Here is a 21,919-nt window from a genome sequence, read left to right on the forward strand (position 1 = left end):
CCCATACGAAAGCCCTCCCGCGCGGCCGATGGCCGCCCGTGAGGGCTGTGGAGGGGATGACGGGAATCGAACCCGCGCTGTCTGCTTGGGAAGCAGAAGTTCTGCCATTGAACTACATCCCCGGGAGAACCACGCAAGCATAGCAAAGGCGGCCCGGGGCCTAGGCTGGTGGCGTGCTGCTCTCCGATCGCGACATCCGCCAGGAGTGGTCCGCGGGACGCATCGGGCTCGAGCCCTCGGACGCCTCGATGGTGCAGCCGTCGAGCGTCGATGTGCGCCTGGACCGGTACTTCCGGCTGTTCGACAACCACAAGTACCCGTTCATCGACCCGGCGGTGGATCAGCCCGACCTCACGCGGCTCATCGAGGTCGCGCCGGACGAGCCGTTCATCCTGCACCCCGGCGAGTTCGCGCTCGGTTCGACGTTCGAGCGCATCACCCTCCCGGATGACATCGCCGCGCGCCTCGAGGGCAAGTCGTCGCTCGGCCGCCTCGGCCTGCTCACGCACTCCACCGCGGGATTCATCGACCCGGGCTTCTCCGGGCACGTGACGCTCGAGCTGTCGAACGTGGCGACCCTGCCGATCACGCTCTGGCCGGGCATGAAGATCGGCCAGCTGTGCTTCTTCCGGCTGAGCTCGCCGGCGGAGAACCCTTACGGCTCCGGCCCCTACGGGAACCGGTACCAGGGGCAGCGCGGTCCGACGGCGTCCCGCTCGTTCCTGAACTTCCATCGCACCGACGTCGGCGTGACCGACGCCGGCAGCGCCGGGCACTGACTCGACGCCGCGCCCGGCGCGATCCTCAGTGCTCGCCCTGTGGGGGGAGCGCCGCGATCAAGGGGTGGTCCTTGTGGATCACACCCACCTTCGCCGCCCCACCCGGGGAACCCACGTCCTGGAAGAACTCCACATTCGCGGTGTAGTAGTCCGCCCACTCCTCCGGAACATCGTCCTCGTAGTAGATCGCCTCCACCGGACACACCGGCTCACACGCCCCACAATCCACACACTCATCCGGATGGATGTACAACGACCGCTCACCCTCGTAGATGCAATCCACAGGACACTCGTCGATACACGCCCGATCCTTCACATCCACACACGGAAGGGCGATCACATACGTCACGAGATCAGCGCTCCGGCCCGGGAGATCTCGACCTGCTCGTCACGCGGCACGACCTTGACGCGCTCGCGGGTGTGCACGTGCGCGGCGCCGAGCGCGCGCTCGTGCGCGTCCAGCGCGAGCCATCCGTCCCACGTCGTGAACGCGACGGTCCGCTCGTCGAGCAGCTCCGTGATGTCGCCCGTCGCGACCGGCGCCGTGAGCAGGCCCGCGCTCGCGTCGGCGACGAGGTGCTCGATCGTCTCCATGGCGTCCGACTTGGTGTGACCGATAAGCCCGACGGGACCCCGCTTGATCCATCCGGTCGCGTACAGGCCGCCGATCGGGGTGCCGGATGCCGCGACCACGCGTCCGCCGGCGTTCGGGATGACGCCCGCGGCGGCGTCGAACGGCGCGCCCGGGACGGGGGAGCCATAGTAGCCGACGGCGCGGTACACCTGCTGCACCGCGATCTCGCGGTACTCGCCGGTGCCGCGGACGGAGCCGTTCCCGTCCGGCTCGGTGCGCTCGAAGCGCACGGACTCGACGCGGTCCTCGCCCCGGACCTCGAGCGGGAGGTGGTAGAAGTGCAGGTGCAGGCGGCGGGTGGCGCCCGTCTCCTCGCGGGTGCGCCACGAGTTCAGGATCCGCAGCATCACCTTCAGCTGGTTGTTGCTCGCGTTCGCGGGGTCCGCGTCGGCGAAGTCCTCCTCGTGCACGATGATGTCGACATTCGGCACCTCGCCGAGCTCGCGCAGCTCGATCGGAGTGAACTTGATGTCGGCGGGGCCGCGGCGTCCGAAGAGGTGCACGTCGGTGACCGCGGAGGCCTCGAGGCCGGCCAGCACGTTGTCCGGGATCTCGGTCGGGCGGAGGTCCACCGCGTGCTTGGCGAGCACGCGCGCGACGTCGAGCGCCACGTTGCCGTTGCCGATGACCGCGACCTCGCGGGCGTCGAGCGTCCAGTCCGACGGCGCCTCGGGGTGGCCGTCGTACCAGGCCACGAACTCCGCCGCCCCGTGCGAGCCGGGCAGGTCGATGCCGGGGATGTTCAGCGCCGCGTCGCGGATCGCGCCCGTGGCGAGGATGACGGCGTCGTAGCGCTCCTGCAGCTCGTCGATCGTCACGTCGCGACCGATCTCGACGTTGCCGAGGAAACGGATGGTGCCGGCATCGAGCATCTCGTGCAGCGAGTTCACGATGCCCTTGATGCGGGGGTGGTCGGGGGCGACGCCGTATCGGATCAGCCCGTAGGGGGCCGGGAGCGAGTCGAACAGGTCGATCGCGACCGTGCCGCCGGCCTCGCCGACCGCGTTCGCGAGGATGTTGCCGGCGTACACGCCGGCGGGGCCGGCTCCGACGATGGCGACGCGGAGGTTCAGGTCAGTCACTTCATTGGCCTTTCTGACGGGTCTGCTCCGCCGCCAGGCGCGCGGAGAGCTTCTCGGAGACCTCCAGGGCGTCCACCGCGAGCTCGGCGGGCGCGAAGGGGCTCAGCCGGACCACGTCGCCGACGACGACGACCGCGGGGGAGCGGACGTCGCGCGAGGCGGCCTGGCCGGCGATGGTGGCGAGCGTGCCGATCGTGACGCGCTGGCCGGGACCGTAGCCGTCCTCGACGATCGCGACGGGGCAGTCGCCGCCGCGCTCGCCGCGGCCGAGCACGTGCGCGGAGTGCGCCAACGTGCCGATCCCCATGACGAGGACGACCGTGTGGTCGCGACCGCCGGCGAGCTGCTCGATCTGGTCGTGGCCGCTGACGACGGTGAACGCCGTCGCGAGACCGCGGTGGGTCAGCGGGATGCCGGCGAGCGCCGGAACGGCGATGGGGCTCGTGATGCCCGCGACGACCTCGACCTCGACGCCCGCCGCACGGCAGAACTCGAGCTCCTCGCCGCCGCGGCCGAACACGTACGGGTCGCCGCCCTTGAGGCGCACGACCACGGACCCCGTGCGGGCGAGCTCGACCAGCAGCGCGTTGATGGCGTCCTGGGGCACGGCGTGGTGCCCGGGCCGCTTGCCGACGTCGACGACCTCGGCGGTCAGCTCGATCCCCTCCGCGGCGAGGCCCTCTAGGACCCCGCGCGCCCCGAGCCGGTCGGCGACGATCACGTCGGCCTGCTGCAGGGCGCGCAGCCCACGGATGGTCAGCAGCCCGGCATCCCCGGGTCCGGCCCCGACGAGCCACACCTTCCCGGTCGCGGTCATCGCGCGGTCCCCGCCAGCAGAAGGCCGCGTCGGCGCAGCACCCGCCGCTCGAGCGGGCCGAAGAACACGAGCTCGATCAGGATGCCGATCACGAGGATGAGCAGGATCGTGGCGAGCACGCCCGCCAGGTCGGCGAGCTGGCGCGACTGGTCCAGCATCGAGCCGAGACCGAACCCGATCGATCCGCCGACCGCGATGATCTCCGCCGCCATGAGGGAGCGCCACGCGAACGCCCAGCCCTGCTTGATGCCCGCGAGGTAGCCGGGGAGGGCCGCCGGGAGGATCACGGTCGTGGCGAGCTGCCAGCGCGAAGCGCCCAGGACGGTGCCCACGCGGCGCAGCTGCGGCGGCACCTGCTGGACGCCGGCGATGAGCCCGTTGACGATCGAGGGGATCGCGCCCATGAGGATCACGAAGTACACGGTGGCGTCGGAGAGGCCGAACCAGATGATCGCGGCGGGCACCCACGCGACCGAGGGGAGGACCTGGAGCCCCGAGATGATCGGGCCGACCGCGCGGCGGATGGGGCGCACCTCGGCGAGGAGGAGGCCGATGGGCGTGCCGACCGCGATCGCGATCGCGAACCCGACGAGGCCCCGCTCGAGGCTCGTGGTCACGGCGATCTGCAGCCGGCCGGTGTCCCACGCGTGCGCGAGCGCGCCGGCGACGTCGAGCGGCGAGGGGACGATGTCGGGGCGCGGGTGGGCGATCACCACGTACAGCTGCCACGCGGCGACCAGCAGCACGACGAAGATGATCGGCGGGAGGACGCTGGCGGCGAGCCGGCGCCACAGGCTGGGGCGGCGCTCGACGTCGGTCTGCAGGCGGTCCAGGCCCGCGGCGAGGCTGCGCAGGTCGTCGGCCTGGCCGGCGTCCGCGCGGTCGAGGACGGTGGTGTCACGCGGCATTCCGGCGGATCTCCTTCCGCAGCTGCTCGGTGATCTCGATGGACAGGGCGGCGACCTCGGGGGACTCGATGCGGCGGTCCGTGGTCTTGCCGATCCGCCACTCCTGCACGATGCGTCCCGGCCGGCTCCCCATCAGCACGACGCGCTGCCCGAGGCGGGCGGCCTCGCGCACGTTGTGCGTGACGAAGACGATCGTGCGCCCGGTGGCCCGCCACACGCGCTCGAGCTCCTCGTGCAGCAGGTCGCGGGTGATCGCGTCCAGCGCCGCGAACGGCTCGTCCATGAGGAGCACGGGGCGGTCCTGGGCGAGGGCGCGCGCGAGCGCGACGCGCTGGCGCATGCCGCCGGAGAGCTCGTGCGGCCGCTTGTCGCCGGCGTCCGCGAGGTTCACGGTCGCGAGCAGCGCGAGCGCCTGCTCGCGACGCTGGGCGCGCGGCACGCCGCGCAGCCGCAGCGCCAGCTCGACGTTGCGTCGCGCGGTGAGCCACGGCATGAGCGCGGCCTCCTGGAACATCACCGCGGATCCCCCGTCGGGGGACTCGATGCGGCCGGAGGTCGGCCGATCGAGTCCCGCGATGAGGTTGAGGAGGGTCGACTTGCCGCAGCCCGACGCGCCCAGCAGGCACACGAACTCCCCGGGCGCGATGTCGAGGTCGATGCCCTCCAGCACGATCGGTCCGCTGCCGAAGCGCTTCGTGACCTGCTCGATGCGCACCGCCGGCTCGGCGGGGACCGGGGTGGCGCGCGGCGGCGCCACCCCGTCGAAGCTGGGCCCGAGGGGGCTCGGCTGCGTCGACGCGGCTGCGCCGATCCCCTGGATGCCGGCGAGCGTGCTCACGGAGCGTCCTGCCCGAGTCCGTCTGCGGAGACCGTCGCGGCGCCCGATGCCTTCAGCAGGCCGTTGAGGATGCGCAGGTCGAACAGGCCGTCGATCGAGCCGTCGCGCTGCGTGCCCGCCGTGACCCCGTTGGAGACGAGGGTCTTGAAGGCCTCCGCGTGCGGGTCGATCGAGAAGCTCACGTTCTGCAGGGACCGCTGGATGACGGCATCCGAGAGCGGCTTGCCGGTCAGTGCGGCGAGCGAGGCGTTCACCGCGGCCGGCGCCTGGGTCGGGTTGTCGGTGAGCCACTGGACGGCGGCGGCGTTCCCCTTCACGAGGTTCGCGACGATGCCGGGATTCGCCTTCAGGTAGTCGGCGTTCACGAGGAGCACCGTGGTCGGGAAGGCGCCGTTCGGCCACAGGCTGGCCTCGTTGACGAGGACGTGCGCGCCCGCGTCCAGCACGAGGCGCGACACCCACGGCTCGGGGAGCCAGGCGCCGTCGAGCTTGCCCTGCTGGAAGAGCGTCAGGGTCTGCGCGTTGTCCGTCGGGGTGATGTTGACGTCACCGCCGCCGGAGGGGTCCGTCTTGAAGCCCTGTTCGGACAGCCAGGCGCGGAGCGCGACGTCCTGCGTGTTGCCGAGCTGCGGCGTCGCGAGCGTCTTCCCCTTGAGGTCCGCCGGGGAGTTGATGCCGTCGCGCACGACGAGCGCGGCACCGCCGACGGCGGCCCCCGCGACGATCACGGCCGACTGGCCGCCGGACTGGATGAACGAGTTGATCGCCGGGCTCGGGCCGATGTACGCCGCGTCGATGGCGCCCGCCGTGAGCGCCTCGATCTCCGCCGGACCGGCGTTGAAGACCTGCGTGCTGAGCTTCACGTCGCCGAGCGCGTTCTGGATCAGTCCCTGGTCGACCCCCACGAGGGCGGGGGCGTGCGTCACGTTGGCGAAGTAGCCGAGACGGAGCTCCGTGGCCTGGTCCGTCCCCTGAGGCTGGGCGCTTGCGGAGGCGCAGCCCGCCATCATCGCCGCAACGAGTCCAAGCGTGGTGATCGCGGTCGCAATGCGGGTGATTTTCACGGTTCGCCTCCTTAGTGGCGTTGTTGCGGGTAGGGGTGGGTGTGCGCGTCAGTCGCGCACGATGCCGGCGGCGAGAGTCGCGCCGTCGGACGGATGGATGACCAGGAACGAGCCGCCATGGCGGTTCTGCGCGTACGGCTCGAGCGGCAGGTCGGAGGCGAGGCGCAGCTGCGCGATGCCGATGTCGTTGGTCTCGAGCGCCTCCGCGGGCTCGTGGGCGAGCGCGTCGAGGTCGTAGCGCGAGTCGATGCGCTGCACGATCGCCTGCACGGTCGCGGTGCCGTGCTTGACGAGCACACGGGCGCCGGCGGTGAGCGGGCGGGCGTCGAGCTGGAACACCTCGGCGGAGAACTCGCGTCGTCCCGCCGGCAGCGTGCCGGTCGCCGCGACGACGGCGCCGCGCGCGGCATCCACGTCGTCGCCGAGCTGCAGGGAGACCGACTGCGGGGCGACCGCCTCGTCGACGTCGACGCCGGCGAGCTGGATGCCCGTCACCGTCGTCGTGATCCCGGAGGGGAAGATGTCCACGCGATCGCCGACGCGCACCGAGCCGGAGGCGATCCGGCCCGCGGCGGCGCGGTAGTCGCGCAGCCGTTCGGCGGCGTCCGGATCCGCGGCGAGCTCGGGGGCGAGCCCGCCCTGCGGGCGGAGCACGAGCTGCACCGGCAGGCGGAAGGGCTCCAGGGCCTGGTCGAGCTCGTCCGCCGCGGGCAGCGACTCCAGCAGCTCCAGAAGCGCGGGGCCGGTGTACCAGGGGGTGCGCGGAGAGCGCTCGACGATGTTGTCGCCCGCCAGCGCGGAGACCGGCAGCACGTGGAGACCGGTGATGCCGAGCTCGGCGGCGACCTCGGCCGCGTCGCGCGCGACCGGTGCGAACGCCGTCTCGGAGTAGTCGAGGAGGTCCACCTTGTTGACCGCGACGATCACGTGCGGCACGCGCAGGAGCGCGACGACGGCGAGGTGCCGACGGGTCTGCTCGACCACGCCCTTGCGCCCGTCGATGAGCACGATCACAGCATCCGCCGTGGTGGCGCCGGTGACCATGTTCCGCGTGTACTGCACGTGTCCGGGGCAGTCGGCGAGGATGAAGCTCCGCGTGCCGGTCGTGAAGTAGCGGTAGGCGACGTCGATCGTGATGCCCTGCTCACGCTCGGCGCGGAGACCGTCGGTGAGCAGCGCGAAGTCGAACTCGCCGTGCGCGAAGCCGCGCTCGGCGGAGGTGCGGGCGACCTGCTCCAGCTGGTCGGAGAGGATCGCCTTGGAGTCGTGCAGCATCCGGCCCACGAGCGTGGACTTGCCGTCGTCGACGGAGCCCGCGGTCGCGAAGCGGAACAGCGTGCCGGTGGCCAGGGTCGTCATCAGAAGTACCCGTCCTTCTTGCGATCCTCCATGGCCGCCTCCGAGAGGCGGTCGTCGGCGCGGGTGGCGCCGCGCTCGGTGAGGGTGGACAGCGCGACCTCCGCGACGATCGCGGCGAGGTCCGCGGCATCCGAGTCCACGGCGCCGGTGCAGCTCATGTCGCCGACCGTGCGGTACCGCACGCGCCGGACCTCGACGGCCTCCTCGGGCGTCGGCGGCGAGAACTCGCCCACCGGGCGCCACATGCCGTCGCGGGAATACACCTCGCGGTCGTGTGCGAAGTACAGCGGCGGGAGCTCGATGCCCTCCCGCTCGATGTAGCGCCACACGTCGAGCTCGGTCCAGTTCGAGATCGGAAACGCGCGCACGTGCTGACCGGGCGTGTGTCGCCCGTTGTACAGCGTCCACAGCTCGGGGCGCTGGTTGCGGGGATCCCACTGGCCGAACTCGTCGCGCAGGGAGATGATCCGCTCCTTGGCGCGGGCCTTGTCCTCGTCGCGTCGCGCCCCGCCGAAGACGGCGTCGTGGCGGCCCGCGGTGATCGCGTCCAGCAGCGGAAGCGTCTGCAGCGGGTTCCGCGTGCCGTCGGCCCGCTCGTGCAGCCGGCCGTCGTCGATGTAGTCCTGCACGCGGGCGACCTCGAGGCGGATGCCGAGGCGCGCCACGGTCTCGTCGCGGAAGCGGATCACCTCGGGGAAGTTGTGACCCGTGTCGACGTGGAGGACGGGGAACGGCACGCGCCCGGGCGCGAACGCCTTCGTGGCGAGGTGCAGCACCACCACGGAGTCCTTGCCGCCGGAGAACAGCAGGACCGGTCGCTCGAATTCGGCCACCACCTCGCGGATGACGTGGATCGCCTCGGCCTCGAGGAGGTCGAGGGTCGACAGCGCCGTCGCGCGCGTCGTGGTTCCGGCGCCGCTCACAGGTGCAGCCCGCATTCCGTCTTGGACAGCCCGGCCCAGCGGCCCGACCGCGGGTCCTCGCCCGGCGCGACCTTGGACGTGCAGGGCTCGCAGCCGATCGAGGGGTAGCCGTTGGAGACGAGCAGGTTCACCGGCACCTGGTGCGTGCCCGCGTAGTCGAGCAGGTCGTCGAACGTCCACGCCGCGACGGGGTTGACCTTCACGAGGCCGTTGCGCTCGTCCCACGTGATGAGCGGGGTCTCGGCGCGCGTCGGCGCCTCCTCGCGGCGCACGCCCGTGAACCAGACCTCGTATCCGGCGAGGGCCTCCTGCAGCGGCGCGACCTTGCGGCGCGCGCAGCACAGCCCGGGGTCGCGCTCGTACAGCCGGGCGCCGAACTCGGCATCCTGCTCGGCGACCGTCTGCTCCGGCAGCACGTCGACGATCCGCACGTCGAGCGACCGCTCCACCTCGTCCCGCGTGTGGCGGGTCTCGGCGAAGTGGTATCCGGTGTCGAGGAACAGCACGTCGACGCCGGGCAGCTGTTCCGCGACGAGGTGGGGGAGGGCGGCGTCGGCCATCGAGCAGGCGACGGCGGCGGTTCCGACGGGGAAGTTCTCGGCGACCCAGCGGACGACCTCGGCGGGGGACGCCTCGTCGGGCTGGCGGCTGCGCAGGATCCGCGCGCCTTCCTCCGCGAGCGCACGCAGCTCGTCGTGCGTCCGCGTGATGGCGGCGCGAGGGGCGATCGACACGCTCATTGCAGGGCCTCCTCCTCGGCTCGGTGCGCCCACTGGGCGAAGGTCTCGTCGGTGGCGGCGTCCCGCTCCGCGAGGAAGCGGCGCACGACGCGCTCCGTGTAGTCGGCGATGCCGTCGGCGGCCACCTTCAGCCCGCGGACGGTGCGGCCGAGGCCGGCCTCGTCGCGGTCCTGGGAGGCGAGCCCGCCGCCGAGGTGCACCTGGTAGCCGGGGACCTGCTCGCCGTCGATCGTGACGAGCTGGCCCTTCAGGCCGATGTCCGCGGTCTGGATGCGCGCGCAGGAGTTGGGGCATCCGTTGACGTGCAGGCTGAGCGGGTGCGGCAGGTCGAGGTCGGCGAGGCGTTCCTCCAGGTCGAGCACCGCCGCCGTCGCGTTGGCCTTGGTCTCGACGATCGCGAGCTTGCAGAACTCGATCCCGGTGCAGGCGATCGTGCCGCGGCGGATGAGGCTGGGCCGCGCGGACAGGCCGAGCTCGTCGAGTCCGGCGATGAGGGACTCGACCTTGTCCTCGGGGATGTCGAGGATGACGAGCTTCTGGTGCGGCGTCGTGCGGAGGCGCGTGGAGCCGTGCGCCTCGATCAGGTCGGCGAGCCGAGACAGGATCGGGCCGGACACGCGGCCGACGATCGGCGTGACGCCGACGTAGAACCGGCCGTCCTTCTGCCGGTGGACGCCCACGTGGTCGCCCGCGGTGAGCGGCGCGGGGGCGGCGGGGCCGTCCGGAAGCGCGTAGCCGAGGTACTCGGTCTCCAGCACCTCGCGGAAGCGGGCGGGGCCCCACTCGGCGAGGAGGAACTTCAGGCGCGCCTTGTTGCGCAGCCGCCGGTATCCGTAGTCGCGGAAGATCTGCGCGACGCCGTGCCAGGCCTCGGCCACCCGCTCCGGCGCGACGAAGACGCCGAGGCGCTCCGCGAGGCGCGGCGCCGTGGACAGGCCGCCGCCGACCCACAGGTCGTATCCGATCCCGTGCTCCGGGTGCTCGACGGCGACGAAGGCGACGTCGTTGATCTCGTGGACGACGTCCTGGCTGGGGTGACCGGTGATGGCCGACTTGAACTTGCGGGGGAGGTTCGCGAGCGACTCGTCGCCGATGAACCGCGAGGTGATCTCGTCGATCTGCGGCGTGGGGTCGATGAGCTCGTCGGCGGCGATGCCGGCGACCGGCGAGCCGAGCACGACGCGCGGCACGTCGCCGCAGGCCTCCGTCGTCCCGAGGCCGACGCCCTCGAGGCGGCGCCAGATCTCCGGCATGGCCTCGACCTGGATCCAGTGCAGCTGGATGTTCTGCCGGTCGGTGAGGTCGGCGGTGTCCCGCCCGAACTCCTCGGAGATGCCCGCGATCACGCGGAGCTGCTCGGTCGTGAGCTGGCCGCCGTCGATCCGGACGCGCAGCATGAAGTACTCGTCCTCGAGCTCGTGCGGCTCCAGGGTGGCGGTGCGCCCGCCGTCGATGCCGGGCTTGCGCTGCGTGTAGAGGCCCCACCAGCGGAAGCGGCCGTGCAGATCCGTCTTGTCGATCGAGGCGAACCCGCCCTCGGCGTAGACGTTCTCGATGCGCTCGCGGACGGCGAGGCCGCCGTCCTCCTGCTTCCACTCCTCGTTGGCGTTGAGGGGCGTCGTGCCGTCGATCTTCCACTGCCCGTTCGGCTTCGACGACGCGCGCCGCGTCCCCGGGCTCTGGACCGTCTCGCTCATGTTCGCGTGCCTCCGACTGGCGCGGATTTCCTCACGGACCCCGTCGAGCCCACTCGGGCGAGCGTAGGGGCGCGAACGTGTCGCCGCGACTTCGCGCGTCACCGGGCGTAACAGTCGACGCCATCCGGTGACGTGCGGAGCGTCACGCGGTGGCGGGTTCGGCGAGGGCGCGGTAGCGATCCACGACGAGGTCCACCAGGCCGGGGAACGGCGGATCCGCGTCGAGCAGCGGACGCGCGACGCGGGCCGTGCCGGCCAGGCGCTCCGCCAGATCGTGGAAGTGGCCGGGCGCGAGGAGGTAGGTCGCGACGACGACCTGGCCGCCGCCCGCCCGTTCGCTCGCGTGCGCGACGGCGTCGCCGAGTCGGGGCTCGGCCGCGGCGAGGAACCCGACGGTCACCTCGCGGCCCAGCCGGCGCTCCAGCAGCGCGCCGACCTCGACGCAGTCCGCGTTGGCGCGCGCGTCGCTGGATCCCGCCACGGCGAGCACGATCGCGTCCGCGTCGCCCGGAGCCAGGTCGTGGATCCGCGCGACCAGCGCGTCGACGAGCCGCGGATCGGGCCCGAGCGCCGGGGAGATCACGGTGCCAGCGCGGGCCCGGGCCTGCGCCACGAGGTCCACCCGCACGTGGTAACCGGCCGACAGGAGCAGCGGCACGATCACGACGGGACCGGGCGGCAGCGCGGCGAGCCCGGCCGCCACGTCGGGCTGCTGCACGTCGACGTGCGCGAGCCGCACCGTGACCTCGGGCAGCGCCGCCGCGACCGCGTCCACGAGCGCCGAGACCGCGGCCCGGCCGGCGGCCGAGCTGGTCCCGTGCGAGACGGCGAGGAGCGCGGGCAGGGCCATGGGGCCATTCTGCCCGCGCTCCGCGTCGGGTCGGTTCAGGCGGCGTCGCTCGGGCGCTCGCCGGTCGCGCCGCGGGCCGCGGCGAAGCCGGCCGCGAAGCCGCGCTCGTACGCGCGCTCCTTGCCCTTGCCGCCGTGGCCGTGGTGGCCGTGGTGGTGCGGGCCGAACCCGGGGCCGTAGCCCGCGCCGAACCCGGGGCCGTATCCGCCCCAGGGGCCGAAGCCCCGTCCCGGTCCGAAGCCGCGACGGGGTCCGAAGCCGCGACCCGGCCCGAACCCGCGGAGCTTGCCCGCGGCCTCCGCCTCGTCCCAGCCCAGGGCCCGCGCCATCGCCTGCAGTGAGGCGCGTGTCGTCTCGAGGTCCTCGGGGCTGACGGCCGCGGCGAGCTTCGCCGAGACCTCGTCCGCGAGTTCCTGCCACGAGCGCTCGTCGCCCTCGTGAACGGAGTGCATGACTTCGCGCGCCGCGCCGAAGCCGACCGCGCGCAGCCAGTAGAGCAGCGAGTGCTCCGCGGGGGATCCGTCGTTCTGTGTGTCCTTGTCTTCCATGATCTGTCCTCTCCCGCCGGAGTCTCCGGCGATGCATGTCAAGTGACAACTACATGCACTGTGACATGCACTGTGATGGATGTCAAGCGACATGTAAATTCGAGGCATGACCGATGTCCCCGACGACGTCCTCGAGGCGATCACGCGCGCGCTCGGGCGGATGCGCATGTCGCGAGGTCCGTTCGGTCCCGGCATCCCGGGTCCGCCGTTCGGGCCGTTCGGGCCGGGCGGTCCGCATCCGCCGTGGCACCGCGGCCGGCACCGCCACGAGGACAAGGGCGAGGGCCCGTGGGAAGGCCCGCGCGCCGCGGGTCTCGCCCGCTTCCGGCTCCTCGACGCGCTCGCCGGCACGACGCAGCCGCTGTCGGTGAGCGAGCTCGCCGAGCGCATCGGCGTGGATCAGCCGCGCGCCTCGCGGCTCGTGCAGCAGGGCGTCGACCACGGGTTCCTCCGCCGCGAGGCGGATCCCGCCGACGCGCGCCGCACCCTCATCGCGCTGACGGATGCCGGGCGCACGATGATCGACCGCTTCCGCGGCCACCGCCGCGACCAGATCTCCCAGGCGCTCGCGGCCCTGACCCCGGCCGAGCAGGCCGAGCTCGCCCGCCTCCTGACCCGCGTGGCCGACGCCTGGCCCGCCCCCTGACCCCCGCCCCCCGGCCCCGCGTCCGCCACCCGCCCACACCCACCGCGCCCGCCCGCACCCACCGCGCCAGATCAGGTGATCTCGCGTATTCAGGGGATTCCGGCCCGAAACCGTCCTGACTACGCGAAATCACCTGATCTCGTGCGGGTGGGAGCGTCTCGTTCGAGGGGTCAGGGCTGCTTCGGGAGGCGCACGAAGAGCAGGAGCACCAGCCCCACGAGGAGCACGAGGGCGATCCCGACCACGCCCCAGATGACCGCGCCGAACCATCCGATGAAGAGGGCCCACATGAGCGGCGAGATGAAGCTCGCCACGCGGCCGGTCGTGGCGTAGAGGCCGAAGATCTCGCCCTGCATGCCTTCCGGCGTGACGCGGGCCAGCAGCGAGCGGCTCGCCGCCTGCGCGGGGCCCACGAACGCCGACAACAGCAGGCCGCCGATCCAGAACACGCTCGTGCCGCCGGCGTAGCCGAAGAACACGAAAAGCGCGAACACCACGAGGCCCGTGAGCGCCGCGATGATGACCGCGCGGGCGCCGAAGCGGTCGTCCAGACGCCCGGCGAGGATCGTCGAGATGCCGGCCACGACGTTCGCCGCGATCCCGAACACGATCACCTGCGTGTCCGAGAAGCCGAAGGCGGCCGCGGCGAGGATGCCGCCGAACGCGAACACGCCCGCGAGACCGTCGCGGTAGATCGCGCTCGCGAGGAGGAACCAGAACGTCGAGCGGTGTGTGCGGTAGAGGCGGACGATGTCCTTCACGAGCACCACGTAGCTCCGGAAGAAAGAGACGCGCGGCGCATCCGCGCGGAACGCCGGCTGCTCGGGCACGTTGAGGAACAGCGGGATCGCGAACACGACGGTCCACACGCCGCATCCGACGGCGATGAGGCGGTAGACGAGACCGTTCGAGGTGTCCATCCCGAACCAGTTCGCGAAGTTGAGCGCGACGACGATCGTGAGCGCGACGATCCCGCCGATATAGCCGAGGCCCCAGCCGAGACCGCTCACCTTGCCGATCGTCTTCGGCGTCGAGACCTGCACGAGCATCGCGTTGTAGTTGACGCCCGCGATCTCCGAGACCACGGCCCCGAACGCGAGAACGAGCGCGCCGTACCAGAAGAAGACCGGATCGGCCTGCGTGAAGAACAGCGCGAACTCGAGCAGCGCGAGCAGCGCCGTGAAGACGAGCAGCCACCGCTTCTTGCGGCCGGTCCGGTCGGCCTGCTGTCCGAGCACGGGCGCGAGGAGCAGGATCAGGATGCCGGCGGCCGCGGTGGCCCAGCCGTATCCGCTGGACAGCTGCGCGAGCGCGCTCACCTTCGCCGGAGCGTCGTCGGGGAGGACCGCGACGTCGGGTGGCAGCATCCACTTCGACGTCAGGAACAGCGGCGCGAACACGAAGGTGAGCAGCACCGAGTTGAACGGCTGCGTCGCCCAGTCCCAGAACGCCCACGAGACGACCTGCTTGCGCGGGATGACCCGGTCGTCGGTCGACTCCTGGAACAGTCCGCCCATGGCGGAGAGGGCGCCGGTGTTGCTCACCCCCGTCACGGTAGGGCCACAGGGTAAACGAACGGTACCCCCAATAACTTGAGCGTATTCATATCAAGTTCACTTGACGGATCTCTCGGGTCTCGAATAGTGTTGAGCCATCGCGACTCAACCTTTGGTGTGTCGCCTCGGACTTCACAACGAACCGCAACACACAAGGAGAGACACATGCCCCGTGCAGTGGGAATCGACCTCGGTACGACGAACTCCGTCGTCTCGGTCCTCGAGGGCGGCGAGCCCTACGTCATCGCGAACGCCGAGGGCTTCCGCACCACCCCGTCGGTGGTCGCCTTCACGAAAGACGGCGAGGTGCTCGTCGGCGAGACGGCCAAGCGTCAGGCCGTGACCAACATCGACCGCACGATCGTCTCCGTCAAGCGCCACATGGGCACCGACTGGAAGACGCAGGAGATCGACGGCAAGCGCTACACCCCGCAGGAGGTGTCGGCGCGCATCCTGCAGAAGCTCAAGCGCGACGCCGAGCAGTACCTCGGCGACTCGGTGGCGGATGCCGTCATCACGGTCCCCGCGTACTTCAACGACGCCGAGCGCCAGGCGACGAAGGAGGCCGGCGAGATCGCGGGCCTCAACGTGCTGCGCATCATCAACGAGCCCACCGCGGCGGCGCTCGCGTACGGCCTCGACAAGGGCAAGGAGGACGAGCTCATCCTCGTCTTCGACCTCGGCGGCGGCACGTTCGACGTGTCCCTCCTCGAGGTGGGCAAGGACGACGACTTCTCCACGATCCAGGTGCGCGCGACGTCCGGCGACAACCGCCTCGGCGGCGACGACTGGGACCAGCGCGTCGTCGACTACCTGATCACGCAGTTCCGCCAGACCACCGGCGTCGACGTCTCGGGCGACAAGATCGCGCTGCAGCGCCTCAAGGAGGCGGCCGAGCAGGCGAAGAAGGAGCTCTCGAGCTCGACCTCGACGAGCATCAACCTCCCGTACCTGTCGCTCACCGACTCCGGCCCGGTGTCGCTGTCGGAGACGCTCACGCGCGCGAAGTTCGAGGACCTGACGAAGGACCTGCTCGACCGCACGAAGAAGCCGTTCGAGGACGTCATCCGCGAGGCCGGCATCAAGGTCGCCGACATCGACCACGTCGTGCTCGTCGGCGGCTCGACCCGCATGCCGCAGGTCACCGAGCTCGTGAAGACGCTCACCGGCGGCAAGGAGCCCAACAAGGGCGTGAACCCGGACGAGGTCGTCGCCGTCGGCGCCGCCCTGCAGGCCGGTGTCCTCAAGGGCGAGCGCAAGGACGTGCTCCTGATCGACGTCACCCCGCTGAGCCTCGGCATCGAGACCAAGGGCGGCATCATGACGAAGCTCATCGAGCGCAACACCGCCATCCCGACCAAGCGCTCGGAGACGTTCACGACCGCCGACGACAACCAGCCGTCGGTCGCGATCCAGGTGTTCCAGGGCGAGCGCGAGTTCACGCGCGACAACAAGCCGCTCGGCACCTTCGAGCTCACCGGTATCGCGCCGGCGCCCCGCGGCATCCCGCAGGTCGAGGTCACGTTCGACATCGACGCGAACGGCATCGTGCACGTGTCCGCTAAGGACAAGGGCACGGGCAAGGAGCAGTCGATGACGATCACCGGCGGCTCGTCGCTGCCGAAGGACGACATCGAGCGCATGGTGCGCGAGGCCGAGGAGCACGCGGCGGAGGACAAGAAGCGCCGCGAGTCCGCGGAGACGCGCAACCAGGCCGAGACGCTCTCGTACTCGATCGAGAAGCTCATCAAGGACAACGAGGACAAGATCCCCGCCGAGGTGAAGAGCTCGGTGCAGGCCGACGTCGACGCGCTGAAGACCGCGCTCGCGGGCGAGGACGACGACGCCGTCAAGGCGGCGTTCGACAAGCTCAACCAGAGCCAGGGTCAGCTCGGCGAGGCGATCTACGCGTCCCAGCAGGCCGCGGGCCAGCCGGCCGACCCCACGGTGACCGACCCGGGCAACGGCTCGGTGCCGAACCCCGAGGAGGACGTCATCGACGCCGAGGTCGTCGACGACGAGGACGAGAAGAAGAACGAGACGAAGTAGCTGATGGCTGACAAGGACTTCGAAGAGCCGCAGGACGGCGACGGAGCCCTGCCCGGCGAGGAGGGGTCGGGGGCGCAGGCTCCCGACCCCGACACGCTGGAGCCGGAGCTGACGGTCGACGACATCCTCGGCGCGACCCAGAACGTGGATGCCGCGGCGGAGGATGCGAAGCTCGCCGACCTCGAGTCGGCGCTGCTCGGCGACCTCAAGCGCCTGCAGGCGGAGTACGCGAATTACCGCCGACGCACGGAGGAGCAGCGCGAGGTCGAGATCGACCGCGCGAAGGGCGCCGTCGCGAAGAGCCTGCTGCCCGTCCTCGACGACCTCGACCGCGCCGAGAAGCACGGCGACCTCGTCGAGGGGAGCCCGTTCGCCGCGATCGCGGAGAAGCTCCGGGGCACGGCCGCGCGCATGGGCCTCACCGCCTACGGCGCCGTCGGCGAGGTCTTCGACCCGCAGCAGCACGAGGCGATCTTCCAGCAGCCGACACCGGGGGCGACCCAGACGACGGTGCTCGAGGTCGTGGAGGCCGGCTACCGGATCGGCGACGTCGAGCTGCGGCCGGCGAAGGTCGTCGTCGCCGTCCCGGCGGAGTAGGGGATCCGATGGCGAGCCAGGACTGGTTCGACAAGGACTTCTATCAGGTGCTCGGCGTCGACAAGGGCGTGAGCGCGGCCGACCTCAAGAAGACGTACCGGAAGCTCGCGCGGCAATACCACCCGGATTCGAACCAGGGGGATACCGCCGCCGAGGCGCGCTTCAAGGAGATCAGCGAGGCGTACGCCGTGCTGAGCGATCCGGAGCAGCGGGAGGAGTACGACCAGATCCGCGCCATGGGCTCGGGTGCACGCTTCACGGCGGGCGGCCCGGGTGCGGGCGGCTTCGAGGACGTGTTCAGCCAGTTCGGCCAGGGCCGTGGCGGTCGCACGTACTCCGCCCAGGACTTCGACGACATCTTCACGATGTTCGGGCAGGGCGGCGGGGGCCGGTTCGGCTCCGGCACGTTCGGGCAGACCACCGGCGGCTTCCGCGGATACGGCGGTCCGACGCGCGGAGCGGATGTCACGGCCCGTACGACGCTCGACTTCACGACCGCGGCGAAGGGCGAGACGATCTCGCTGCAGTCCGAGGACGGGAAGCCGTTCAAGGTGAAGATCCCCGCCGGCGTCGCGGACGGTCAGAAGATCCGCCTGCCCGGCCGCGGCCGGCCCTCGCCGGACGGCGGGGAGAACGGCGACATCGTCGTGCAGGTGACCGTGCGTCCGCATCCCGTGTTCACGCGCGACGGGCTCAACCTGCGCGTCGTCGTGCCGGTGACCTTCACGGAGGCAGCGCTCGGCGCGACGATCGAGGTGCCGACCCTCGGTGAGGATCCCGTGCGGCTGCGCGTCGCGCCGGGGACGCCGTCCGGTCGCATCTTGCGCGTGAAGGGTCGTGGCATCCAGACGCAGAAGGGCACCGGCGACCTCCTCGCGGAAGTGCAGGTGGCCGTGCCCTCGCACCTGGATGCGGCGGCGAAGGAGGCGCTGGAGCGGTTCCAGGACCTCGAGCCCAAGGAGAACCCGCGCGCCGAGCTGATGGCGAAGGCCCGCGGCTGAGACAGTCGTGACGGAGGTGGGACGGATGCCGGAGGAGGAGCCCGACGAGGACGCGCCGGTCTACGCGATCGCGGTGGCGGCGGAGCTCGCCGGCATGCACCCGCAGACCCTGCGCCAGTACGACCGTCTCGGCCTCGTGGTCCCGGGCCGCACGAAGGGCGGCTCGCGCCGGTACTCCGTCCGTCACGTCGAGCAGCTGCGGGAGGTCTCGCGCCTGTCCGGCGACGGCGTGAGCCTCATGGCGATCGCGCGGATCCTCGCGCTCGAGGAGCACGTGCGCGAGCTGCACGCCCGCGTGCAGGACCTGGAGTCCCGCATGCGCGTGGAGCTGCAGAGCCGCCCCGGCGCGCGCGTCTTCGCCGCGGGGGTCAGCGGCTCGGTCGTGACGCTCCGCCAGGGCACGCGCGTGCGCCGCGCGACCGAGGTCGTGCTGTGGCGCCCCGACGAGCCCCCGCCCGGTGCCGCCACCCGTCCTGACCTGGGGACGAACCCGTCCGGAGCGGAGGGGCGGCCGTAGCTAGCGGCTCGCGGGGACCTCGGCGAGCCGGGGGCCGCCGATGGCCTCGGTCTCGGGCGCGAGCATCTCGGGCGCCCGGGCGACGAGCAGCCAGGCCGGCAGCAGCGCCACGCACAGGATCGGCAGCAGGTGGATGTCGCCCGTGATGGCGACCGCGACGAACAGGGCGATCCAGCCGTCGCGCGCGACCGCGAGTGTGAAGCCGAGGACGCCCGCGGCGAGCGCGAGGGCCTCGGGGATGCCGGGGAACAGGGCGTGCGCGACGAGCCCGGCGGCGATCCCCAGGAACACGGACGGGAACACGCGGCCGCCGCGGAAGCCGGATCCCGCCGAGACGACCAGTGCGGCGAGCTTCACCACCAGCACGATCACGAGCGCGCCGAGCGTCATCCCCGGCGCCGCCTGCACGAGCTGCTCCCCCTGCTCGAGCCCCTTGAACAGGGTGACCGGCCCGCCGATCGCGCCGAGGATGCCGAGCACCAGGCCGCCGATCGTCGTGGCCAGGATCGGCCATCGCAGGCCGTGCATGAGCCGGTGCACGGGCGGGAGGAGGAACACCGCCACGAGCCCGAGGAGCGCGGCGCCCGCCGCGACGAGCATGCCCCACAGGAGGTCCCAGGCTTCCACCCCCGGGTAGGGGGTGATGCCGGTCATCGCCCCCATCCCGCCGCCGAGCAGGTAGGTGACGATCGACCCCGTGGAGGCGGAGACGAGCGGCAGGAAGAGCTTGTCCCACAGGGACCCGCCCCCGGGCCGCGCGGCGACCGTGCCGGTGAACACGAGCGCGGCGGCCACCGGCGTGCCGAACAGCGCGCCGATCGTGCCGGCGGCGGTGAGGATCAGCGCGAGCTCGGTCGGGAAGCCCTTCCACAAACGCGTGAGGCCCCAGACCGCGAGCGCCGTGTTGATCGCGATGATCGGGCTCTCCGGGCCGAGGCTCACGCCGCCGACGAGGGTCAGCACGACGGCGAGCAGGATGCTGGGCACGGCCGCGATCGGCTGCGGCGGCGCGATGAGCTCGACCGTGGCCGAGTCCCGTCCGCCGCGGCCCGGCACGAACTGGAGCACGAGGCCGACGAGCACGCCGATCACGGTCAGCATCCCGATGATCCACCACGGTGACGAGGGGTCGATGCCCCACGCGTTCGGGAGGGTGGTCCACAGCGTGTCCTGCACGCCGTGCGCGACGGTGTCGAGGGCCCAGAGCACGAGCCCGGAGAGGAGCCCGACGAGAGCTGCCGGCGCGGACAGGACGAGGAGCCGCACGGGCGTCGGGCCGCCGTGCTCGATCGAGGAGGCGCTCACATCCCAAACTGTAGAGTGCGATGCGTGACGGGCCGCGGAATGACCATCGAGCGCTGGCAGGACATCGCCTACTGGCCGCTGCTCATCGCCTCGCTCGCGTTCGTCGTCGCCTATTCCTGGCAGGTGATCGCCGACCTCCCCTACCCGCACCGGGGCTGGACGGTCGCGGTCCTGCTCGTGACGTGGCTGATCTTCGTCGTCGACTATCTCGCCCGGTTCTGGCTCGCCCCCGCGCGCGGGCACTGGTTCCGCACGCACCTCTTCGATCTGCTGATCGTCCTCCTCCCGCCGCTGCGGCCCTTGCGGCTGCTGCGCACGCTCGGCGTCGCCCGCCACCGCAGGCAGACGAAGGGCGACGAGCTCCGCAGCCGCATCGCGGTCTACGGTGCGCTGAGCGCGGCGATCATCATCTGGTTCGCGGCTCTCGCGGAGCTCGAGGCGGAGCGCCACGCGCCGGGAGCCACGATCGTCAGCATGGGCGACGCGATCTGGTGGGCGTTCGTCACGATCACGACCGTCGGATACGGCGACTACACGCCCGTCACGATCGCGGGGCGCGTCATCGCGGTCGGCCTCATGGCCGGCGGCGTCGCGATCGTCGGTGTCACGGCGGCCTCGATCTCGTCGTGGATCATCGAGCGCGCCGCCGGTGGTCGCGACGACAACGAGGCGGCCACGCGCGGCCAGATCCGCGCGCTCGCGCGGCAGATCGACGCGTTCGGGGAGCGCATGGGGATGCCGCCGGCGGACGACCCCACGCCCCCGGCCGACGACATCCCGGACGGCGGCGACCCGCGGCGATAGCATCCGGTGTCATGGTCGCTCACGCCACGCCCGCCCGTCGCCTCGAGTCCATCGCTCTCGGGCTCGGCACCCTCGCGTTCGTCGTCACCGCCCTGGTCGCGCTGCCGGTCTTCCGGCTCGAGTCCGCGCCGATCTCGGGCCCGGGATCGGTCGGGCAGTACGCCGCGATCGCCTCGGCCGTCGCGGCGCTGCTCGCCTTCGTGGCGGGGCGCTACGTCGTCCGCGCGCGCAGCGGGCGGCGGGTGACGTTCCTCGACGTCCTCGACATCGCGGCGCTCGCGATCGCGCACGGGATCATCGCCCTCCTGTCCTGGACGCTCATCGCCGTCATCCTCGAGCAGTCGTTCCTGGACGCGCAGGTGTTCGCAGTGCCGCTCCTGGTCGTCGCCGGCGCGGCGGCGGCCGTGACCGCCTACGCCGCGTTCCTGTCGTCGGCGCACATGAACCTCGACCTGCTCGCGATCGTGCTCGCGGTGTTCCTCGTCGAGGGGATCCTCGCGAGCATGCTCACCGCGAGCGACCCGCACTGGTGGCGGATCAACCTCAGCGCGCTCGGCGCGACCGACGACCTGTCCGCGCTCGCGTTCAACATCACCCTGATCGTCGCCGGCTTCATCGTGACGACGCTCACGCGGTACGCCACCCGCGGCATCCCCGGTGCCCGCACGGGCGGCGGCATCGTCGCGGTGCGCATCTGCCTCGTGCTGGTGGGCGTCTTCCTTGCGTGCGTCGGGATCTTCCCGGTCGACGAGTTCCTCGCGGTGCACAACACCGTGGCGTCCGGGATGGCGGTGACGTTCGGCGTCCTCGTGATCGGGCTGGCGCGGTGGATCCCCGGCCTGTCGCGCGCGTTCCTCGGCGTGGGCTACGTGTTCCTCGGCGTGGTCGTCGCGCTCGCCATCGCGTTCTTCGTCGGTTACTACACGCTGACCGCGGTCGAGCTCGTGGCGGGCATCCTCGTGTTCGCGTGGATCATCCTGTTCATCCGCAGCGCTGCGGCCCTCGCCGCCGACGCCGCCCCGGCGGATGCCGAGCCGGAGCCTGTCCCCATTCCCACTCGCTAGCCGCCTTTCACCCCCGCGTTCGCCCGTCGCGGTCGACGCCTGGCGCGGTCGCTGGCGACGGGTGAGCCCACGCAACACAAAGCTCGCCTGTCGCGAACGACGCCGGGGGTGGTCGATCGCGACAGGCGAGCTCAGGTTGCG

22 protein-coding genes and 1 tRNA gene are annotated in these 21,919 nt (G+C 71.7%); 8 read left to right on the forward strand and 15 right to left on the reverse strand.

Features of this window, described 5'->3' with window-relative positions; all coding sequences use genetic code 11:
* Positions 1-48: 48 nt before the first annotated feature.
* Positions 49-122: transfer RNA gene (locus ABCS02_RS13310), tRNA-Gly, on the reverse strand.
* Positions 123-173: 51 nt separating this feature from the next.
* On the opposite strand from ABCS02_RS13310, the gene dcd reads away from it, so the two are divergent.
* The gene (gene dcd / locus ABCS02_RS13315; RefSeq protein WP_345836122.1) at positions 174-779 is read left to right on the forward strand and encodes a dCTP deaminase; all 606 of its coding nucleotides are present in this window, start codon (positions 174-176) and stop codon (positions 777-779) included.
* A gap of 25 nt (positions 780-804) precedes the next feature.
* Here dcd and fdxA read toward each other — a convergent pair whose 3' ends face one another.
* From fdxA to ABCS02_RS13375, 12 genes are all read right to left on the reverse strand, one after another.
* A complete protein-coding gene (gene fdxA, locus ABCS02_RS13320) occupies positions 805-1,128 on the reverse strand; it encodes a ferredoxin (RefSeq protein WP_345836123.1) in 324 nt (107 codons plus the stop codon).
* On the reverse strand, positions 1,125-2,495 hold the full coding sequence (locus ABCS02_RS13325) for an FAD-dependent oxidoreductase (protein ID WP_345836124.1): 1,371 nt from the start codon (positions 2,493-2,495) through the stop codon (positions 1,125-1,127). The genes fdxA and ABCS02_RS13325 overlap by 4 nt, the downstream gene beginning before the upstream one ends.
* A gap of 1 nt (position 2,496) precedes the next feature.
* Complete coding sequence (gene cobA / locus ABCS02_RS13330) at positions 2,497-3,312, reverse strand: uroporphyrinogen-III C-methyltransferase (protein ID WP_345836125.1); 816 nt, start codon at positions 3,310-3,312, stop codon at positions 2,497-2,499.
* Positions 3,309-4,220, reverse strand: coding sequence for an ABC transporter permease (locus ABCS02_RS13335; RefSeq protein ID WP_345836126.1), 912 nt, complete (start codon positions 4,218-4,220; stop codon positions 3,309-3,311). The genes cobA and ABCS02_RS13335 overlap by 4 nt, the downstream gene beginning before the upstream one ends.
* Positions 4,210-4,935: an ABC transporter ATP-binding protein gene (locus ABCS02_RS13340; RefSeq protein ID WP_345836337.1), complete on the reverse strand. Its 726-nt coding sequence runs from the start codon at positions 4,933-4,935 to the stop codon at positions 4,210-4,212. Before ABCS02_RS13340 ends, ABCS02_RS13335 begins: the two co-directional genes overlap by 11 nt.
* A gap of 119 nt (positions 4,936-5,054) precedes the next feature.
* Entirely contained in the window at positions 5,055-6,122 is a 1,068-nt protein-coding gene (locus ABCS02_RS13345) for an ABC transporter substrate-binding protein (RefSeq protein WP_345836127.1), read from the reverse strand.
* A gap of 48 nt (positions 6,123-6,170) precedes the next feature.
* A complete protein-coding gene (locus ABCS02_RS13350; RefSeq protein ID WP_345836128.1) occupies positions 6,171-7,481 on the reverse strand; it encodes a GTP-binding protein in 1,311 nt (436 codons plus the stop codon).
* Positions 7,481-8,404, reverse strand: coding sequence for a sulfate adenylyltransferase subunit CysD (cysD, locus tag ABCS02_RS13355; protein ID WP_345836129.1), 924 nt, complete (start codon positions 8,402-8,404; stop codon positions 7,481-7,483). Before cysD ends, ABCS02_RS13350 begins: the two co-directional genes overlap by 1 nt.
* Positions 8,401-9,144 carry a phosphoadenylyl-sulfate reductase gene (locus ABCS02_RS13360; protein ID WP_345836130.1) on the reverse strand — a complete coding sequence of 248 codons (744 nt, stop codon included), beginning with the start codon at positions 9,142-9,144 and terminating at the stop codon, positions 8,401-8,403. The genes cysD and ABCS02_RS13360 overlap by 4 nt, the downstream gene beginning before the upstream one ends.
* On the reverse strand, positions 9,141-10,841 hold the full coding sequence (locus tag ABCS02_RS13365) for a nitrite/sulfite reductase (RefSeq protein WP_345836131.1): 1,701 nt from the start codon (positions 10,839-10,841) through the stop codon (positions 9,141-9,143). Before ABCS02_RS13365 ends, ABCS02_RS13360 begins: the two co-directional genes overlap by 4 nt.
* Positions 10,842-10,983: 142 nt before the next feature.
* Complete coding sequence (locus ABCS02_RS13370) at positions 10,984-11,691, reverse strand: CbiX/SirB N-terminal domain-containing protein (RefSeq protein WP_345836132.1); 708 nt, start codon at positions 11,689-11,691, stop codon at positions 10,984-10,986.
* A 35-nt stretch (positions 11,692-11,726) separates the two neighbouring features.
* Positions 11,727-12,239 carry a hypothetical protein gene (locus ABCS02_RS13375; protein ID WP_345836133.1) on the reverse strand — a complete coding sequence of 171 codons (513 nt, stop codon included), beginning with the start codon at positions 12,237-12,239 and terminating at the stop codon, positions 11,727-11,729.
* A gap of 106 nt (positions 12,240-12,345) precedes the next feature.
* Between ABCS02_RS13375 and ABCS02_RS13380 the strand changes: the two genes are divergently transcribed.
* The gene (locus ABCS02_RS13380; protein WP_345836134.1) at positions 12,346-12,885 is read left to right on the forward strand and encodes a MarR family winged helix-turn-helix transcriptional regulator; all 540 of its coding nucleotides are present in this window, start codon (positions 12,346-12,348) and stop codon (positions 12,883-12,885) included.
* A gap of 170 nt (positions 12,886-13,055) precedes the next feature.
* On the opposite strand, the gene ABCS02_RS13385 is transcribed toward ABCS02_RS13380, so the two are convergent.
* Positions 13,056-14,429, reverse strand: a complete 1,374-nt coding sequence (locus ABCS02_RS13385) for an MFS transporter (RefSeq protein ID WP_345836135.1) — start codon at positions 14,427-14,429, stop codon at positions 13,056-13,058.
* 177 nt (positions 14,430-14,606) lie between these two features.
* Here ABCS02_RS13385 and dnaK point away from each other — a divergent pair, with 177 nt between their 5' ends.
* The 4 genes from dnaK to ABCS02_RS13405 are packed head-to-tail and all read left to right on the forward strand — an operon-like array spanning position 14,607 to position 18,605.
* Positions 14,607-16,490: a molecular chaperone DnaK gene (dnaK, locus tag ABCS02_RS13390; RefSeq protein ID WP_345836136.1), complete on the forward strand. Its 1,884-nt coding sequence runs from the start codon at positions 14,607-14,609 to the stop codon at positions 16,488-16,490.
* Positions 16,491-16,493: 3 nt separating this feature from the next.
* On the forward strand, positions 16,494-17,087 hold the full coding sequence (locus ABCS02_RS13395; RefSeq protein ID WP_345836137.1) for a nucleotide exchange factor GrpE: 594 nt from the start codon (positions 16,494-16,496) through the stop codon (positions 17,085-17,087).
* A gap of 8 nt (positions 17,088-17,095) precedes the next feature.
* Positions 17,096-18,088 (forward strand): DnaJ C-terminal domain-containing protein, encoded by a 993-nt coding sequence (locus tag ABCS02_RS13400; protein ID WP_345836138.1) that lies wholly within the window; start codon positions 17,096-17,098, stop codon positions 18,086-18,088.
* Positions 18,089-18,113: 25 nt separating this feature from the next.
* A complete protein-coding gene (locus ABCS02_RS13405; protein ID WP_345836139.1) occupies positions 18,114-18,605 on the forward strand; it encodes a MerR family transcriptional regulator in 492 nt (163 codons plus the stop codon).
* Here ABCS02_RS13405 and ABCS02_RS13410 read toward each other — a convergent pair whose 3' ends face one another.
* Positions 18,606-19,910 carry an ion channel protein gene (locus ABCS02_RS13410; RefSeq protein ID WP_345836140.1) on the reverse strand — a complete coding sequence of 435 codons (1,305 nt, stop codon included), beginning with the start codon at positions 19,908-19,910 and terminating at the stop codon, positions 18,606-18,608.
* A 24-nt stretch (positions 19,911-19,934) separates the two neighbouring features.
* Here ABCS02_RS13410 and ABCS02_RS13415 point away from each other — a divergent pair, with 24 nt between their 5' ends.
* Both ABCS02_RS13415 and ABCS02_RS13420 read left to right on the forward strand, forming a co-directional pair.
* Positions 19,935-20,714: a potassium channel family protein gene (locus ABCS02_RS13415; RefSeq protein ID WP_345836141.1), complete on the forward strand. Its 780-nt coding sequence runs from the start codon at positions 19,935-19,937 to the stop codon at positions 20,712-20,714.
* An 11-nt stretch (positions 20,715-20,725) separates the two neighbouring features.
* Positions 20,726-21,778 (forward strand): DUF998 domain-containing protein, encoded by a 1,053-nt coding sequence (locus ABCS02_RS13420; RefSeq protein ID WP_345836142.1) that lies wholly within the window; start codon positions 20,726-20,728, stop codon positions 21,776-21,778.
* Positions 21,779-21,919 lie beyond the last annotated feature (141 nt).

It is taken from the genome of Microbacterium sp. X-17, from assembly GCF_039615055.1.

Coding starts and splice junctions, on each gene's coding strand:
- cobA (WP_345836125.1), bottom strand. CDS start 3,312: ATGACCGCGACCGGGAAGGTGTGGCTCGTCGGGGCCGGACCCGGGGAT.
- ABCS02_RS13335 (WP_345836126.1), bottom strand. CDS start 4,220: ATGCCGCGTGACACCACCGTCCTCGACCGCGCGGACGCCGGCCAGGCC.
- ABCS02_RS13350 (WP_345836128.1), bottom strand. CDS start 7,481: ATGACGACCCTGGCCACCGGCACGCTGTTCCGCTTCGCGACCGCGGGC.
- ABCS02_RS13360 (WP_345836130.1), bottom strand. CDS start 9,144: ATGAGCGTGTCGATCGCCCCTCGCGCCGCCATCACGCGGACGCACGAC.
- ABCS02_RS13365 (WP_345836131.1), bottom strand. CDS start 10,841: ATGAGCGAGACGGTCCAGAGCCCGGGGACGCGGCGCGCGTCGTCGAAG.
- ABCS02_RS13370 (WP_345836132.1), bottom strand. CDS start 11,691: ATGGCCCTGCCCGCGCTCCTCGCCGTCTCGCACGGGACCAGCTCGGCC.
- ABCS02_RS13375 (WP_345836133.1), bottom strand. CDS start 12,239: ATGGAAGACAAGGACACACAGAACGACGGATCCCCCGCGGAGCACTCG.
- ABCS02_RS13380 (WP_345836134.1), top strand. CDS start 12,346: ATGACCGATGTCCCCGACGACGTCCTCGAGGCGATCACGCGCGCGCTC.
- dnaK (WP_345836136.1), top strand. CDS start 14,607: ATGCCCCGTGCAGTGGGAATCGACCTCGGTACGACGAACTCCGTCGTC.
- ABCS02_RS13395 (WP_345836137.1), top strand. CDS start 16,494: ATGGCTGACAAGGACTTCGAAGAGCCGCAGGACGGCGACGGAGCCCTG.
- ABCS02_RS13400 (WP_345836138.1), top strand. CDS start 17,096: ATGGCGAGCCAGGACTGGTTCGACAAGGACTTCTATCAGGTGCTCGGC.
- ABCS02_RS13405 (WP_345836139.1), top strand. CDS start 18,114: ATGCCGGAGGAGGAGCCCGACGAGGACGCGCCGGTCTACGCGATCGCG.
- ABCS02_RS13420 (WP_345836142.1), top strand. CDS start 20,726: ATGGTCGCTCACGCCACGCCCGCCCGTCGCCTCGAGTCCATCGCTCTC.